Origin of the sequence: Streptomyces litchfieldiae, from assembly GCF_031845365.1 — a bacterium.
Taxonomy (GTDB): domain Bacteria; phylum Actinomycetota; class Actinomycetes; order Streptomycetales; family Streptomycetaceae; genus Streptomyces; species Streptomyces litchfieldiae.
On sequence record NZ_JAVREL010000005.1, the window covers coordinates 277,329 to 293,000 of the forward strand.

The window sequence follows — 15,672 nt, forward strand, 5'->3', positions numbered from 1 at the left end:
TGTCACACGTTATGCACCGAGGAGGCCACCTAACCGAGCAGCCCGCCAATTGGGCTGAGGCTGCTCTCCTCACCCCCCTCTTCGGCGGGCGCGCTCTCCTCGGCCGGCTCGGCCGCGTCCCCCGCGTCGGGGGCGGCGGGCGCCGGAGCCGGCTGCTGCCCCTGCTGCTCAGCGGGGGACCGGGGCGCCGGCTCGGCCGGCTGCTGCGGGGCCGGCACCGTCCGCTCGGCGCTCGGCGACTCCGCCTCCCGGGTGTCCTCGGCGGACGGCTCGCCCGCGTCGTCGGGCTCCCGGCGGTCCGGCGCGGCGTCCTCGGCCGGATCGTTCGGCGTCCTCGGCGTCTCCTCGGCACCGGCGCCGTCCGCCGGGCGGTCCTCCGCCCGCTCGTCGCCCTTCTCGGTCTCCCCGGGCAGCGGCTCGCCGGGCAGATGGTTGCGCGGGGGCTGACCGGGCTCGGGGACCGTGGGGAACTGCGCGGACCGCACCGCGCTGCCCAGCAGCGAGCCGATCAGCAGCGCCAGCCCGAGCAGCAGCGTGGCCAGCGCCGCCCCCCGGCGCAGCACCCGGTGGCGCAGGTCGCTCAACGGGGCGCGTGGCCCCAGCGTGCGCCACGCCTCACCGGCCAGCCGCGCGTCCAGCGAGTAGACCGGGGCACCGGCGATCACCAGGGGCGACCACGCCGCGCACAGCAGCAGGTCGGGGGTGTCGTAGGCCGGGCCGTGCCCCCAGCTCACGGTGACCAGCAGCGCCAGGGACAGCAGCGCGCCGAGCCCGGCGGCCAGCCGCTGCCAGAGGCCGAAGACCGTCAGCACCCCGACGATGATCTGGGTGAACGCGACGCTCAGCCCGGCGCCCACCGGGTGGGCGAGCGCCCAGTCGTGCAGCGGGGCGGCCACGCTCCACGGCTGGAGCGAGCTGAGCCAGGCGTTCAACGAGCCGCGCTCGCCGCCGTCGAAGTACACCGGATCCGTGAGCTTGCCCATCCCGGCGTAGATCGCCACGAACCCGAGCAGCAGCCGCAGCGGCAACAGCACGACGCCCAGGCTCAGATGACGGCCCGGGTGGTACGCCTGGCGGCCGTCGTGAACGGCCGGGCGGGGCCGCTCCCGGGGCTCCTCGGCCGGCGGCCGGGCCGCGGTCGGCGGCGTCCCGGCCCGCTCGGGCGGCTGGGGCCGGCGCGGGCTCACGACCGGGGCCGGCGCCCTCTCGGTCGCCACCCGCGGCAGCACCCGCGTGTCACCGCCGCCGGCCACCGGCGCGTGCCCGGCCTCGCGCACCGCGCGGATCAGCGTGCCCGCCCCCGCGTCGCCCGGCGCGCTCCGCCCACTCCACACGAGCGGACGCCGGCGGGCCGCCGCGGGCACCCGGGGCAGCGGGCCGGTGGGCGGAACCGCGATGCTCACCGGGGGCGGGGTGGCGAGCTGCACCCGGAAACTGGCGTGGTTCACGATGACCTGGGCGGGGTCGCACGGCACCTTGACCGTGTTCAGCACCGGCTCGTCCATCGTCAGGCCGCGGGGTGTTCTGGTGTCCACACTCATCTAACCGAGTGACACAGACTTAGGACACTGCCTTGACCGAAGTCTGTCCGCGACCCGTCAAGGGCACGCCGGCGGCCGCCCCCGCCCGGCCTCAGCGGCGCCGCCGGGCCGCCTCGTAGAGAACGATCCCGGCGGCCACGCCGGCGTTCAGGCTCTCGGCACCGTCCGGGGCCATGGGGATGCGCGCCCGGATGTCACAGGTCTCGCCGACCAGGCGGGACAGGCCCTTGCCCTCGCTGCCCACCACGACGACCACCGGCCCGGACAGCGCCGCGACCTCGCCGAGCTCGACCTCGCCGTCGGCGGCCAGGCCGACCACGGTGAGCCCGGCCTTCTGGTACGCCTGGAGCGCCCGGGTCAGATTCGTCGCGCGGGCCACCGGGATACGCGCCGCCGCGCCCGCGGACGTCTTCCACGCGCCGGCGGTCATGCCCGCCGCGCGCCGCTCGGGCACCACCACGCCGTGCCCGCCGAACGCGGCGGCGGAACGGACCACCGCGCCCAGGTTCCGCGGGTCGGTGACGCCGTCCAGTGCGACGATCAACGGGTCCTGGCCCGCGTCGGCCGCCGCGTCGGTCAGGTCGTCCGGGTGGGCGTACTCGTAGGGCGGGACCTGGAGGACCAGGCCCTGGTGGTTCAGCCCGCCGGTGAGGCGGTCCAGCTCGGCGCGCGGGGCCTCCATCAGGTGCACGTCGCCGCGCTCCATGGCGAGCTTCACCGCGTCGGTGACGCGGTCGTCGGTCTCCAGGAACTGCTGCACGTACAGCGCCCCGGCGGGCACGCCGCCGCGCAGCGCCTCCAGCACCGGGTTGCGGCCGACGACCATCTCGGAGGGCGCCTTGCCGCCCCGCCGGGCGGCGGCCTGCCGGCCGGCGCCCTGCTTGCGGGACTTGGCCTCGGCGGCGCGCTGCTTGGGGTGCCCCTTGCGCATCTCCGCGGGCGGGGTGGGGCCCTTGCCCTTCAGGCCGCGGCGGCGCTGGCCGCCGCTGCCGATCTGAGGCCCCTTCTTGTTGGACGTGCGGCGGTTGGGCCGGGGGCTGTTGCCTGGCATGAGTGCGTGTGTTCCTTCTTCAGCTCAGTTCCCAGCGGGGACCGCTGGGAGTGTCCTCGATCACCAGGCCGGCGGACTGGAGTTCGTCACGAATGGCGTCCGCGGTGCCGTAGTCCTTGCGCTCGCGCGCGGCCTGCCGCTGCGCCAGCACCAGCCGCACCAGCGTGTCCACCACGCCGGTCAGCTCCTCGCTCCGGCCGCCGGCGGCGGCCCACGGGGCGGCCAGCGGGTCCAGGCCCAGCACGCCGAGCATGGCGCGCACCTGGGCGGCCAGCGCGGTGACCGACTCCTTGTCGCCCTCGGCCAGCGCGGCGTTGCCCTGCCGGACCGTGATGTGGACAGCGGCCATGGCCTGCGGCACACCGAGGTCCTCGTCCATGGCGGTGGCGAAGTCCTCCGGCATATCGGCCGCGGGCGCGAACTCGCCGACCTGCTCGACGGCGCGCTGGAGGAAGCCCTCGATGCGGCCGAACGCGGACTCGGCCTCGGCCAGCGCCTCCTCGCTGTACTCGATGGTGGAGCGGTAGTGCGGGGTGCCCAGGTAGTACCGCAGCACCACCGGGCGCCAGCGCTTCAGCATCTCGGCGGCGAGCACCGAGTTCCCCAGGGACTTGCTCATCTTCTCGCCGCTCATGGTGACCCAGGCGTTGTGCACCCAGTACCGTGCGAACTCGTCCCCCACCGCCCGGGACTGGGCGATCTCGTTCTCGTGGTGCGGGAAGATCAGGTCGATGCCGCCGCCGTGGATGTCGAACGCCGCGCCCAGGTACTTCTGCGCCATCGCCGAGCACTCCAGGTGCCAGCCGGGCCGGCCGCGCCCCCAAGGGGTCTCCCAGCTCGGCTCGCCCGGCTTGGCCGCCTTCCACATGGCGAAGTCGCGGGCGTCCCGCTTGCCGGTCTCGCCCTCGCCGGAGGGCTGGAGCAGATGGTCCAGATCCTGGTTGGACAGCTCCAGATAACCGGGGAAGCTGCGGACGTCGAAGTAGACGTTCCCGTCGGCCGGATACGCGTGACCGCGGCCGATCAGGGTGCGCATCATCTCGATCATCTCCGGCACATGGCCGGTGGCACGTGGTTCATAGGTGGGCGGCAGGCAGCCGAGCGCGGTGTAGGCGTCGTTGAACGCGCGCTCGTTCTCGAATCCGATGGCCCACCACGGGCGGCCCTGCTCGGCGCTCTTGGCGATGATCTTGTCATCGATGTCGGTGACGTTCCTGATGAACGTCACCTCGTAGCCGCGATGGGTGAGCCAGCGCCGCATGATGTCGAAGTTGAGCCCCGAGCGGATGTGCCCGATGTGCGGGGCCGCCTGCACCGTCGCGCCACAGAGGTAGATCGAGACACAGCCCGGCACGAGGGGGCTGAAGTCGCGGATCTTCCGGGCGGCGGTGTCATAGAGGCGAAGGGTCACGCGTCCAGAGTAGTGGGCCGGGGCCCTCCCCCGTGCCTGTCGGCACGGGGTCCGGCCGTACCCGAAGGTCTCGAACGGCCCGGACGGCGCACCGGCTTCAGGACCGGCTTCAGGACCGGGGCAGCACCAGGGCGGTGGCGATCGCGGCCAGCCCCTCGGCGCGCCCGGTCAGCCCCAGCCCGTCGGTCGTGGTGCCGGAGACCGAGACGGGCGCGCCGATCGCCTCGGACAGCGCTCGCTGCGCCTCCGCGCGGCGGCTGCCGATCCGGGGCCGGACGCCGATGACCTGGATCGCGACGTTGCCGATCTCGAACCCGGCGGCGCGCACGATACGGGCCGTCTCGCCGAGCAGGGCGACGCCGGAGGCGCCGGACCACTCGGGCCGGTCGGTGCCGAAGTGCTCGCCGAGGTCGCCGGTGCCCGAGGCGGAGAACAGCGCGTCGCAGGCGGCGTGCGCCGCGACGTCCCCGTCCGAGTGCCCGGCCAGCCCGAAGGAGGCGTCCGGCCAGTGCAGGCCCGCGCACCACAGCGCGCGGCCCTCCTCGAACGCGTGCACATCGGTGCCGACGCCCACCCGGAGGGCGGCGGGGGTGTCAGAAGCCATCGTTCTTTCTCCGGCGGGCGAGCACGGCCTCGGCGAGCACCAGGTCCAGCGGCCGGGTCACCTTGAACGCCTCCTCGTGCCCGGGCACGAGGACCACGGGAACGCCGAGCCGCTCCACCAGACCGGCGCAGTCGGTGGCGTCGCCGTCGCCCGGTCGCTCATGGGCCTCGACCAGAGTGGCGCGATCGAAGCCCTGGGGCGTCTGCACCGCACGCAATAGCGAACGGTCCGGCGTGCCGACCACCGGCTCCACCCCGCCGTCGGCGGCCGGAGCGGCGATCTGCTTCACCGTGTCGGTCACCGGGAGGGCGGGCACCACGGCGGGCGCGCCGGCCCGCACGGCGGCGGCCACCGCGTCCACGGTGTCCACCGGGACCAGCGGCCGGGCGGCGTCGTGCACCAGCACGACCTCGATGTCCTCGGGCAGCACGGCCAGGCCGCGTTTGACGGACTCCTGCCGGGTCGCGCCCCCGGCGACCACGACTTGGTCGACGGAGGGTGGCGGGGGGTGTTCGTCCAGGAGCGAGCGGACGGCGTCGACCTCGGCGGGCGGGGCCACCACGACGACGAGCGCGACGGCCCGGGCGCGGGCCATCGCGCGCACCGCGTGCACGAGCATCGGGGTGCCGTTGAGCGGGCGCAGCGCCTTGGGCGCGCCCGGGCCGAGCCGGACACCGCTGCCCGCCGCCGGGATGACGGCGGCGGTGCGGGGGAGCCGGGCGGCGGCGTTGGATGTGGTGTCTGTCATTTGGCGACGAGTGCAGGTTTGTTTGCAGGGTGGTGTTGGGTATGGCCTGAGCGTGCCGGGCACCACACGATCGGACCCTTCCGTGACAGGCCGGTCGAGCCAGCTTCACGGGCCCGGCACACCTTCCGAAAACGATCCGTACATGCGGCAGCGCCCGTAGACACTCGGGGAATGCCTTCCGGGCGCTGCGGCAGGCTGTCGCACGCTGACGAACTGAGTGTTCGAGAAGCCGTGTGTTCGACGAGTTCAGTGTTCGAGGATGGGTGGGCCGCGCTTTCAGGAGCCGTGCCTGATCAGGAGGCGAGAACCTCGTCCAGCAGGGATTCGGCTTTGTCCTCGTTGGTGGCCTCGGCGAGGGCGAGCTCGCTGACGAGGATCTGCCGTGCCTTGGCGAGCATGCGCTTCTCCCCGGCGGACAGGCCACGCTCGCGCTCCCGGCGCCACAGGTCACGCACGACTTCCGCGACCTTGATGACATCGCCGGAGGCCAGCTTCTCCAGATTCGCCTTGTACCGGCGGGACCAGTTGGTCGGCTCTTCGGCATACGGCGCGCGCAGCACCTCGAAGACCCGGTCCAGCCCGTCCTGCCCGACCACATCGCGCACGCCGACGAGCTCGGCGTTTTCCGCCGGCACGCGCACTTCCAGGTCACCCTGGGCGACCTTCAGTACCAAGTAGGTCTTGTCCACGCCTTTAATCTGGCGAGTTTCGATGGCCTCGATCAGCGCGGCCCCGTGATGGGGATAGACCACGGTGTCGCCAACCTTGAACGTCATGTGACAGGTACCCCTTCCGTGGCTCTCCATGCTAACACGGAAAGACGCCCCTTTGAATGACGTTTTCGCAGGTCAGGACCCATCTCGGGGGTTGACAAGGCCGCCTGTGGCGTGCTTCGACCGGTTCATACCGGCAGGTATCCGCAGGTGAGGGCGGGTCTTGACGGCTGGGGCAGTTCGTGGATCTACGCCCGGATGAAGACGAGAAAGGTCGGTTGACCGCCGAAAAGTGTCTGATTTGTCATGGTTGGCAGAATGCTCCCGGACACCAGTGCCGCTCTCGATGAATTGATCAACGGAAAGTCCCTTGATCACCAATTCCGCCGCGGCTTCCCGCAGCTTCCCGCAGCTTCCGAGGTGGGGCCCGGCGTTAGGCCCGGTAAGCGGCTTGGGTACCCTGTGGGCCGATAGATCAACAGGACTGTCCGAGGAGATGCCGCCGCCGTGAGCAGCAGCCTTCGACGCGGCGTGACCGCCGCTTTCTTCGCGCTCTCGATCGCCGCGCTGGCGGCCTGCGGCGCCGGCCATGACGCCGAGACCGGCGAAATCCGGCCGGACAACGCTGCCGCCCAGGTCGACGACATCAAGGTGCAGAACGTCAACGTGATACTGGCGGACGACGGCGAGGGCCCCGGTGCCGTCAGCGCCCGGCTGTTCAACGAGAGCGCCGAGGACCAGGTGCTGGAGGCCGTCCGGGTCGCCGACTCGGGCACGGCCTTCGAGCTGACGCCCGCGGAGGGCGAGAGCCGCGTCGTCGTGCCGGCCCACGGTTCGGTGGCGCTGGGCGGCGAGGGCAACGCGACCGCGCGGCTGGAGGACCCGGCCGCGGCGGACGTCGCCCTGGGCAACGCGCAGAAGCTGGTCTTCCTGCTGAGCGAGACGGGCGAGATCAGCCTGTCCGCCCGGGTGGTCGCCGACTCCGACGCGTTCGGCCACTACGAGGGCTGGGGCGCGACCCCGACCCCGGAGGCGCCGGCGGAGCCCGAGCCCCCGGCGGACGACGAGGCCGGCGCCGACCCCTCGGGCGAGGCGGACCCCGGCGCGGAGACCGAGGGCGCCGCGACCGAGGGCACCGAAACCGAGGGATCCGGGGAGCCGGCCGACGGCGAGACGGGTGAGACGGGCGCCACCGGTGAGACCGGCGAGACCGGGACCACGCCGGACGAGAGCGCTTCCGAGGACCCGGCGGACGACGGCCTCGTCGAGGACTGACCGGCACGGGCGACGGCACACGCGACGGCCGGGGGCGTGCCCCCCGGCCGTTGTCGTACGGCGGCGACCGTTCCGGAGCCCTGGGCCCGGCGCCTTAGGGCATGTATCGAGTTCCCGCCCGGGCCCGCGACGCCAGTCACGGCACCTCGCCGCTCCCCCAGACTCCGTCTGGGAGGTGCCCCCAGCCGAATCGCGCGAATACGGCCGGGTATGAGCTGCGATCCGGTGCCTTGCTGGGGGTACCTCCCAGGCCCCCAAGGGCCTGGGGGGGCACCGCGTCTGACGCCGCGGGCTGATCCGACCGGGAACTCGATACAGGCCCTAGGGCTCGAACTTGTAGCCGAGACCGCGCACGGTGACCAGGTACCGCGGGGCGCCCGGGTCGGGCTCGATCTTGGCGCGCAGGCGCTTGACGTGCACGTCCAGGGTCTTGGTGTCGCCGACGTAGTCGGCTCCCCACACCCGGTCGATGAGCTGCATGCGGGTCAGCACCCGTCCGGCGTTGCGCAGCAGCATCGCCAGCAGGTCGAACTCCTTCAGCGGCAGGTCCACCTTGCGGCCCGAGACGGTGACCACGTGCCGGTCGACGTCCATGCGCACGGGGCCCGCCTCCAGGGCGGCCGGGCTCTCCTCCTCCGACTCGCCGCGGCGCCGCAGCACCGCGCGGATGCGGGCCACCAGCTCTCGCGAGGAGAACGGCTTGGTCACGTAGTCGTCGGCCCCTATTTCCAGGCCGACGACCTTGTCGATTTCGCTGTCCTTGGCGGTCACCATGATGACCGGGACATTCGAGCGGCCCCTCAACTGGCGGCAGACCTCGGTGCCGGGCAGGCCCGGCAGCATGAGGTCGAGCAGAACCAGGTCGGCGCCGTTGCGCTCGAACTCGTCCAGCCCCTCGGGCCCCGTGGCCGCGGTGGCGACCTCGAAGCCTTCCTTGCGGAGCATGTACGACAGAGCGTCGCTGAACGACTCCTCGTCCTCGACGACGAGCACTCGGGTCACGGGAGGACCTCCCGGGCGGGATCGTTGGTGCGGGTGGGCTGTGGCTCCGGTCCGGCGACCGCGTCGGCTTCGGCGCTGTCGGGGAACTCGGCCGGTTCATGAAGGGTGCCACCGAGGCCCTCGCGTTTCCTGCGGGCGGCCAGATGACGTTCCCGCGCGCTGCCGGGTTCCGGCAGCCGCAGGGTGAACGTGGAGCCCTGTCCTTCAGCGCTCCACACCTGGACCTCCCCGCCGTGCGAGGCGGCCACGTGTTTGACGATCGCCAGCCCGAGGCCGGTGCCGCCGGTGGCCCGGGAACGCGCCGGGTCGACGCGGTAGAAGCGCTCGAAGACGCGCTCCCGGTCACTCTCGGGTATGCCGACGCCCTGGTCGGTCACGGCGATCTCGACCAGGTCCCCGCCCTGGGCGGGGACGCGGGAGCCGGCGATGGCGACGCGGGTGTGCGGCGGGCTGTAGTTGACCGCGTTCTCCACCAGGTTGCCCAGGGCGGCGGCGAGCTGGGCGCGGTTCCCCCAGACGGCGAGCTCGCCGACGCCGCCCGAGAGGATCGTGATCTGCTTGCTGCCGGCCTGCTGGCGGCAGCGGTCCATCGCCTCGGTGACCAGCTCCTCGACGGGCACCAGTTCGGCGTTGGACAGCATGTCGTTGTCCTGGACCCGGGAGAGGTCGATCAGCTCCTGGATGAGGTTGGTCAGGCGGGCGGCCTCGTTCTGCATGCGGCCGGCGAAGCGGGTGACCGCCTCGGGGTCGTCGGCGGCGTCCAGCACCGCCTCGGAGAGCAGGGAGAGGGCGCCGGCCGGGGTCTTGAGCTCGTGGCTGACGTTGGCCACGAAGTCGCGGCGGACGGCCTCGATGCGGCGGGCCTCGGTCAGGTCCTCGACCAGCAGCAGCACCAGGCGGGAGCCGAGCGGGGCGGCGCGGGCGGAGACGGCCAGCACGTCCGCGCGGCCCAGGCCCCGGCCGCGGCGCGGGAGGTCCAGCTCCAGCTCGCGTATCTCGCCGTCGCGGCGGGTGTCGCGGGCCATCTTCAGCATCGGCTCCACGGCCAGCCGGCCGCCGCGGACCAGGCCGAGCGCGTACGCCGCGGAGCTGGCCTTGACCACGCCGTCGCCCTCGTCGAGGACGACGGCCGAGGAGCGCAGGACCGACAGCACCGTGTCCACGCCGGGCGGCAGGACGGCCTCGGCGGGCTGGGGGGCGCCGTACGGACGTGTTCGTTCGCGCTCACTGAGACGGAATGCCAGCATGGCAATGACGCCGGTGCACACACCGGCTATCGCCGCCACTGCGGCGACCGCCGCGTTCACGTCCATATCCTCAGGTTATGCGGGGCTTGCCCGTGGGCCACAGATGTGACCGAAGATGCTCGTCCGACCGCCCGCGAGAGTTCACCTTGCTGACAGCGATGATTCACTTGACGGGGCGGAAGCGGCTGCTTTCCGGGCAGAGCCTCGGACGACACAGACCTGCCGCCGGCCGGTGAGGAAGGACAGTCATGCGTGACGCATATCACGAAGAGCTTGATGCGATCAGCGACCACCTGGTCGAAATGGCGCGATTCGTCGGGTCTGCCATTGGCCGGGCCACCACGGCGATGCTGGATGCCGACCTGAAGCTCGCGGAGAGCGTCATAGCCGCGGACGACAAGGTCGACACCATGCAGCGCGACCTGGAGAACTCGGCGATAGCCCTGCTGGCCAGGCAGCAGCCGGTGGCGACCGACCTGCGCATCGTCGTGATGTCGCTGCGGATGAGCGCCGACCTGGAGCGCTGTGGCGACCTGGCGCAGCACGTCGCGAAGGTGGCCCGGCTGCGGTTCCCCGACTCGGCGGTGCCGCGCGACCTGTCGGCCACCATCCTGGAGATGGGGCAGCTCGCCCAGCGGCTGATGGCCAAGGCCACCGAGGTGCTGATCACCAAGAACGTGGACCTGGCGATGCAGCTCGAACAGGACGACGACGAGATGGACTCGCTGCACCGGACGCTGTTCAGCCACCTGCTGGACGACCGGTGGAACCACGGCATCGAGACGGCGGTGGACGTGACGCTGCTCGGCCGTTACTACGAGCGCTTCGCCGACCACGCGGTGTCCATCGCCCGGCGGGTCGTCTACCTGGTCACCGGCGAGCACGCGGACGAGTTCACGCCGGAGCCGGAGACCACGGCCTGACCTCACGGCCCGGCCCGCGAGTGCGCCGTGGCGCACGGGCCGTGCTTCCGAGCGCCCGTCGCGCGCGGTTGACGCGCGGTGCCGGTGGCGGCGGGAATGGCTGCGGAAGTCTCGTTGCCGAGGAGGGATTTCATGGCTGCCTCACCTGCCTCACCCGCCCCGATATCCGTGCCCGCCCCCGCGCGTCCGCTGGAGCGGCGTCCGCTGCCGCTGCTGGGCGGCTGCGGCTGTGGCTCCGGTTGTAGCTGCGGCTGCCAGTCGGGCTCGAGCTGCCAGTGCGGAGGTAACTGCTGAGCACCCCGCCGGCCCCGGGGGTCCGCTAGCCGGCGGGGTCCCAGGGCAGCTCCGCGACCAGTTCGAACGTGGCGCCGTCGGCGCCGTGCCGCAGCGTTCCGCCGTCGAGCGCGGCCCGTTCCTCCAGGCCGGCCAGGCCGGCGCCCGCGCCGGGGATCTCCGCGCCGGCGGCGGCCGTGCCGGAGGCGAGCGGATTGCGCACGGTCACGGTGAGCCCGCGGCCGGGGGCCCCGGCGAGGGACACGGTGACGGGGGCGTCCGGGGCGTGCTTGCGCGCGTTGGTCAGGCCCTCCTGGACCACCCGGTAGGCCGTGCGCTGCACCGGACGGCGCAGCGCCGCGGCAGCCCGGGCGTCGTGGTCATGGGTGAGCGTGACGCGCTGCCCTGCCCGCGCGGCCTCGGCCACCAGTGCCTCGATGTCCTCGATCCCGGGCTGTGGCGCGCCCTCGGCCGCGCCGGTGCCGCGCAGCACGGTCAGGACCCCGCGCAGCTCCTCCAGCGCCTGGTGCGCGGTGTCGCGGATGAGCTGGGCGCTGTCGCTGATCTCCTGGACGGTCAGCGGTTTGGCGCCGCCGGTGGCGCTGTCGGTGCGGTAGGCGAGCGCCCCGGAGTGCACCGAGAGCAGCGAGATCCGGTGGGCCAGCACGTCGTGCATCTCGCGCGCGATGGCCTCCCGTTCCGTCCGGCGGGCGTCGGCCAGCCGCCGGGCGTGGTCGGCTCGTTCCCGCTGGGCGTCCGCGCGCAGCCGCAGCACGAGCTCGCGGCGCACCCGCATGCCGATGCCCCAGGTGAAGAGGAACAGCATGTACGCCGCGATGAACGCGACGGTGCTCCAGCCGCCCTCGTCCGGCACGGTGTACGCCAGCATGTAGGGCGCCGAGGCGGCCAGGTGCGCCAGGACCACCAGCAGGCCGGTGCGCAGGGGAACGCGCAGGCCGAGGTTGAGCAGGGCGACGCTGAGCGCGCCGAAGAACGTCGTGGAGATCGTGGCGACCGGCAGCAGGCCGAGCGCCAGGAGCAGCGGGTGGCGGCGGCGCCACCACACGGCGACGCAGGCGAGGGCGCCCAGCGGTGGATCGAGGAGGACGATCCACCGCGGGAGGTAGTCCGCCTCCTCGACGACCGGCAGGAGGGCGGCCCACAGCAGCACGGCGAAACCGAACGCCACCGTGTCGACGACCCAGTCGCGGCCGGTGCGGCGGGGAGCCCGGCCGGAACGGGCTCCCGAGGCCGGGCGCCGCTCCCCGGCGGACAGCAGCTCGCCGGGCAGCAGCCAGCGGTGCTCCCAGGTCTCCGACGCCCCCGTGTCGCTCATGCGCCTGAGCTTATGCGCGCGGAGGCGCCACCCGGTGCCCCTACTTCTTGCCCTGGTTCTTGACGGCCTCGATGGCCGCCTTGGCGGCGTCCGGGTCGAGGTAGGTGCCGCCGCGGACGACCGGGTGGTAGTCGGCGTCGAGCTCGTAGAGGAGCGGGATGCCGGTGGGGATGTTCAGCCCGACGATGTCGTCGTCGGAGATGTCGTCCAGGTGCTTGACCAGCGCGCGCAGGCTGTTGCCGTGGGCGGTGACCAGCACGGTGCGGCCGGTGTTGAGGTCGGGGACGATGCCGTCGTACCAGTACGGCAGCATCCGGATGACGACGTCCTTCAGGCACTCGGTGCGCGGGCGCAGTTCGCTGGGGATCGCGGCGTAGCGCGGGTCGTCGCTCTGCGACCACTCGGCGCCGTCCGCCAGCTCCGGCGGCGGCGTGTCGTAGGAGCGGCGCCACTTCATGAACTGCTCCTCGCCGAACTCGGCGAGGGTGGCGGCCTTGTCCTTGCCCTGGAGGGCGCCGTAGTGGCGCTCGTTCAGCCGCCAGGTGCGGCGCACGGGGATCCAGGCCCGGTCGGCCGCGTCCAGCGCGAGGTTCGCGGTGCGGATGGCGCGCTTGAGGGTCGAGGTGTGCAGCACGTCGGGGAGCAGCCCGGCGTCCTTCAGCAGCTCGCCGCCGCGGACGGCCTCCTTCTCGCCCTTCTCCGTCAGGTTGACGTCCACCCAGCCGGTGAACAGGTTCTTCGCGTTCCAATCGCTCTCGCCGTGGCGGAGCAAAATCAGCTTGTACGGTGCGTCGGCCATGCCCCCGAGATTAGACGAGGCGGCTGGCCCGGCCGGATGCGGCCCGGAGTTCCCCCGGGGTACAAAGTGAAGTAATGAGGGCATTTTCGCTGCGCGGGTCGCGGGGTCGGCACGCGCTGTTCAGTGTCCGCTCCATCGTCGGCCAGATGTTCATCCTCCAAGTGGTGCTCGTTTCGCTTCTGGTCGTCGCCGCGGCGCTCGCCCTCGTCCTCCAGTCGCGGCAGGACAAGACGGACGCCGCGTTCGACCGTTCCCTCGGCGTGGCGCAGACCGTCGCCAACGCGCCCGGCACCCGGGAGGCGCTGGTCGCCCCGGACCCGACGGCGGTGCTCCAGCCGCGGGCCGAGGCCATCCGCAAGGACGCCGCGGTGGACTTCGTCGTCGTGATGGACCCGACCGGCATCCGCTACACCCATCCCAAGCCCGACCGCATCGGCAAGCGCTTCGTCGGCACGCTGGAACCGGCGCGGCGCGGGGAGGTCGTCCGGGAGTCCATCAAGGGCACCATCGGCCCGCTGCACCAGGTCGTGGTGCCCGTCGAGAACGCCGACGGCGACGTGATCGGGCTGGTCAGCGCCGGTGTCACGGTCGACCGGATCAACCTGATGATCGCCGACGAGCTGCCCATCGTGCTGGCCTCGGCGGCCGGCGTCCTCGCGCTGGCCACCGGCGGCGCCGCGCTGGTCGGCCGCCGGCTGCTGCGCCAGACCCGCGGGATGGGCCCGCGCGAGATCACCCGCATGTACGAACACCACGACGCGGTGCTGCACGCGGTCCGCGAAGGCGTGCTGATCTTGGACGAGCACAACCGGCTGCTGCTCGCGAACGACGAGGCCCGCCGGCTGCTGGGCCTGCCGCCGGACGCGCCGGGGCGGCCGATCGACGAGCTCGGTCTGGACCGGGCCACCGTCGAGCTGCTGTCGGCCGACCGCGAGGTCACCGACGAGGTGCACCTGACGGGCGGCCGGCTGCTGGCCGTCAACCACCGGCCGATGCCCCGGGGCGAGGGCCCGCCCAGCAGCGTCACCACCCTGCGCGACACCACCGAGATGCGGGCGCTGTCCGGGCGGGCGGAGGCGGTGCAGCGGCGGCTGTCGCTGCTGTACACGGCGAGCGTGCGCATCGGGACCACACTGGAGGTGGCGCGCACGGCCGAGGAGCTGACCGAGGTCGCGGTGCCGGATTTCGCCGACTTCGTGACCGTGGACCTGGCCGCACCGGTGCTGCGCGGCGAGGTCGCGTCGGGCCGGGAGGCACCCATGCGCCGGGCGGCGACCGGTGGCATCACCGACGACCACCCGCTGTGGGCGGCGCGGCAGCGGGTCTCGCTGGACCCGAAGTCGCCGCAGATCAGGGGGCTGGCCAGCGGGCAGGCCGTGGCCGAGAGCGATCTGGCGGGCACCGACTGGTGGCGGGCGGGCGATGAGGAGCACGCCCGGCGGCTGCTGGACTACGGGATCCACTCGCTGATCGCGGCGCCGCTGCACGCGCGCGGCATGGTGCTGGGCGTGGCCAGCTTCTGGCGGTCCCGCAACCCGGAGCCGTTCGACACGGAGGACCTGTCGCTGGCCGAGGAGCTGGCGGCGCGCACGGCCGTCTGCGTCGACAACGCGCGCCGTTACACCCGCGAGCACGACATGGCCGCCACGCTCCAGAGCAGCCTGCTGCCGCGCGGGGTGCCGGAGCAGAACGCCGTCGAGGCGGCCTACCGCTACCGGCCCGCGCAGGCCATCGGCGGCGACTTCTTCGACGTCATCCCGCTGTCCGGCGCGCGCGTCGCGCTGGTCGTCGGCGACGTCGTCGGGCACGGCCTGCACGCCGCGGCCACCATGGGCCGGCTGCGCACCGCGGTGCACAACTTCGCCGCGCTGGACCTGCCGCCGGACGAACTGCTCGGCCGGCTGAGCGAGTTGGCCGACCGCGACGACCGCGACGAGTCGGACACCGACGGCCTGGGTTCGGTCACCGGCGCCACCTGTCTGTACGCGATCTACGACCCCGTCGAGGGCCATTGCACGATGGCCCGGGCCGGGCACCTGCCGCCGGCGCTGGTCCACCCGGACGGGCGGGTGGAGTTCCCCGAACTGTCGGCCCAGCCGCCGCTGGGCGTGGCCGCGGTGCCCTTCGAGACCGCGGAGCTGCGGCTGGCCGAGGGCAGCCGGCTTGTGCTCTACACCGACGGCCTGGTGGAGGCCCCGGACCGGGACATCGACGAGGGCCTGGAGCTGCTGCGCACCGCGCTGACCGGCCGGCCCGGCGATCCGGAGGAGATGTGCGACGCGGTGCTGGGCACGATGCTCCCGGCCCAGCCGCGCGACGACGTGGCGCTGCTGATCGCCAGCACCCGGGTGCTGCCCCCCGACCGGGTCGCCTCGTGGGACGTGCCGGTCACGCCCGCGTCGGTGACCACGGTCCGGGCCGAGGCCAGCCGCCGGCTTGCGTCCTGGGGGCTGGAGGGCATCTCGTTCATCACCGAACTGATTCTGACGGAGCTGATCACCAACGCGATCCGGCACGCCTCCGGCCCGATCCGGCTCCGGCTGCTGCTCGACCGCGCGCTGATCTGCGAGGTCTCCGACAGCAGCAGCACCTCGCCGCACCTGCGCCGGGCCGCCACGACGGACGAGGGCGGCCGCGGCCTGTTCCTGGTGGCGCAGTACGCCGAGCACTGGGGCACCCGCTACACGGCGACCGGCAAGATCATCTGGGCCGAGCAGCGGTTGCCCCGGGGGTACCCGGTCTGAACGGA

Annotated in this window: 13 protein-coding genes; 3 read left to right on the forward strand and 10 right to left on the reverse strand. The window is 73.0% G+C overall.

The window, feature by feature from the left end; genetic code table 11:
* Positions 1-29 precede the first annotated feature (29 nt).
* From RM590_RS11985 to RM590_RS12010, 6 genes are all read right to left on the reverse strand, one after another.
* Entirely contained in the window at positions 30-1,541 is a 1,512-nt protein-coding gene (locus tag RM590_RS11985) for a DoxX family membrane protein (protein ID WP_311704460.1), read from the reverse strand.
* 91 nt (positions 1,542-1,632) lie between these two features.
* Complete coding sequence (rlmB, locus tag RM590_RS11990) at positions 1,633-2,592, reverse strand: 23S rRNA (guanosine(2251)-2'-O)-methyltransferase RlmB (protein ID WP_311704461.1); 960 nt, start codon at positions 2,590-2,592, stop codon at positions 1,633-1,635.
* 19 nt (positions 2,593-2,611) lie between these two features.
* Entirely contained in the window at positions 2,612-4,003 is a 1,392-nt protein-coding gene (gene cysS, locus RM590_RS11995; protein ID WP_311704462.1) for a cysteine--tRNA ligase, read from the reverse strand.
* Positions 4,004-4,112: 109 nt separating this feature from the next.
* Positions 4,113-4,607: a 2-C-methyl-D-erythritol 2,4-cyclodiphosphate synthase gene (gene ispF / locus RM590_RS12000; protein WP_311704463.1), complete on the reverse strand. Its 495-nt coding sequence runs from the start codon at positions 4,605-4,607 to the stop codon at positions 4,113-4,115.
* Positions 4,597-5,355, reverse strand: a complete 759-nt coding sequence (gene ispD / locus RM590_RS12005) for a 2-C-methyl-D-erythritol 4-phosphate cytidylyltransferase (protein WP_311704464.1) — start codon at positions 5,353-5,355, stop codon at positions 4,597-4,599. Before ispD ends, ispF begins: the two co-directional genes overlap by 11 nt.
* A 293-nt stretch (positions 5,356-5,648) precedes the next feature.
* Entirely contained in the window at positions 5,649-6,131 is a 483-nt protein-coding gene (locus tag RM590_RS12010) for a CarD family transcriptional regulator (RefSeq protein WP_049563928.1), read from the reverse strand.
* A 444-nt stretch (positions 6,132-6,575) separates the two neighbouring features.
* Here RM590_RS12010 and RM590_RS12015 point away from each other — a divergent pair, with 444 nt between their 5' ends.
* Positions 6,576-7,343 (forward strand): DUF461 domain-containing protein, encoded by a 768-nt coding sequence (locus RM590_RS12015; protein WP_311704465.1) that lies wholly within the window; start codon positions 6,576-6,578, stop codon positions 7,341-7,343.
* A 321-nt stretch (positions 7,344-7,664) separates the two neighbouring features.
* Here the strand turns inward: RM590_RS12015 and RM590_RS12020 are convergent, their stop codons facing one another.
* A complete protein-coding gene (locus tag RM590_RS12020; protein WP_049563925.1) occupies positions 7,665-8,345 on the reverse strand; it encodes a response regulator transcription factor in 681 nt (226 codons plus the stop codon).
* Positions 8,342-9,658, reverse strand: a complete 1,317-nt coding sequence (locus RM590_RS12025; RefSeq protein ID WP_311704466.1) for a sensor histidine kinase — start codon at positions 9,656-9,658, stop codon at positions 8,342-8,344. The genes RM590_RS12020 and RM590_RS12025 overlap by 4 nt, the downstream gene beginning before the upstream one ends.
* 182 nt (positions 9,659-9,840) lie before the next feature.
* On the opposite strand from RM590_RS12025, the gene phoU reads away from it, so the two are divergent.
* A complete protein-coding gene (gene phoU / locus RM590_RS12030; protein WP_311704467.1) occupies positions 9,841-10,515 on the forward strand; it encodes a phosphate signaling complex protein PhoU in 675 nt (224 codons plus the stop codon).
* A 319-nt stretch (positions 10,516-10,834) separates the two neighbouring features.
* Here the strand turns inward: phoU and RM590_RS12035 are convergent, their stop codons facing one another.
* Positions 10,835-12,124 (reverse strand): sensor histidine kinase, encoded by a 1,290-nt coding sequence (locus tag RM590_RS12035; protein WP_311704468.1) that lies wholly within the window; start codon positions 12,122-12,124, stop codon positions 10,835-10,837.
* Between the two features lie 40 nt (positions 12,125-12,164).
* On the reverse strand, positions 12,165-12,923 hold the full coding sequence (locus RM590_RS12040; protein ID WP_311704469.1) for a phosphoglyceromutase: 759 nt from the start codon (positions 12,921-12,923) through the stop codon (positions 12,165-12,167).
* 74 nt (positions 12,924-12,997) lie between these two features.
* Between RM590_RS12040 and RM590_RS12045 the strand changes: the two genes are divergently transcribed.
* Entirely contained in the window at positions 12,998-15,667 is a 2,670-nt protein-coding gene (locus tag RM590_RS12045) for a SpoIIE family protein phosphatase (protein ID WP_311704470.1), read from the forward strand.
* Positions 15,668-15,672 lie beyond the last annotated feature (5 nt).

Excerpts from the sequence above, each read along its gene's own strand:
- RM590_RS12035 (WP_311704468.1), bottom strand. The coding sequence starts at position 12,124 with ATGAGCGACACGGGGGCGTCGGAGACCTGGGAGCACCGCTGGCTGCTG.
- ispF (WP_311704463.1), bottom strand. The coding sequence starts at position 4,607 with ATGGCTTCTGACACCCCCGCCGCCCTCCGGGTGGGCGTCGGCACCGAT.
- RM590_RS12040 (WP_311704469.1), bottom strand. The coding sequence starts at position 12,923 with ATGGCCGACGCACCGTACAAGCTGATTTTGCTCCGCCACGGCGAGAGC.
- ispD (WP_311704464.1), bottom strand. The coding sequence starts at position 5,355 with ATGACAGACACCACATCCAACGCCGCCGCCCGGCTCCCCCGCACCGCC.
- RM590_RS11985 (WP_311704460.1), bottom strand. The coding sequence starts at position 1,541 with ATGAGTGTGGACACCAGAACACCCCGCGGCCTGACGATGGACGAGCCG.
- RM590_RS12025 (WP_311704466.1), bottom strand. The coding sequence starts at position 9,658 with ATGGACGTGAACGCGGCGGTCGCCGCAGTGGCGGCGATAGCCGGTGTG.
- phoU (WP_311704467.1), top strand. The coding sequence starts at position 9,841 with ATGCGTGACGCATATCACGAAGAGCTTGATGCGATCAGCGACCACCTG.
- RM590_RS12045 (WP_311704470.1), top strand. The coding sequence starts at position 12,998 with ATGAGGGCATTTTCGCTGCGCGGGTCGCGGGGTCGGCACGCGCTGTTC.
- rlmB (WP_311704461.1), bottom strand. The coding sequence starts at position 2,592 with ATGCCAGGCAACAGCCCCCGGCCCAACCGCCGCACGTCCAACAAGAAG.
- RM590_RS12010 (WP_049563928.1), bottom strand. The coding sequence starts at position 6,131 with ATGACGTTCAAGGTTGGCGACACCGTGGTCTATCCCCATCACGGGGCC.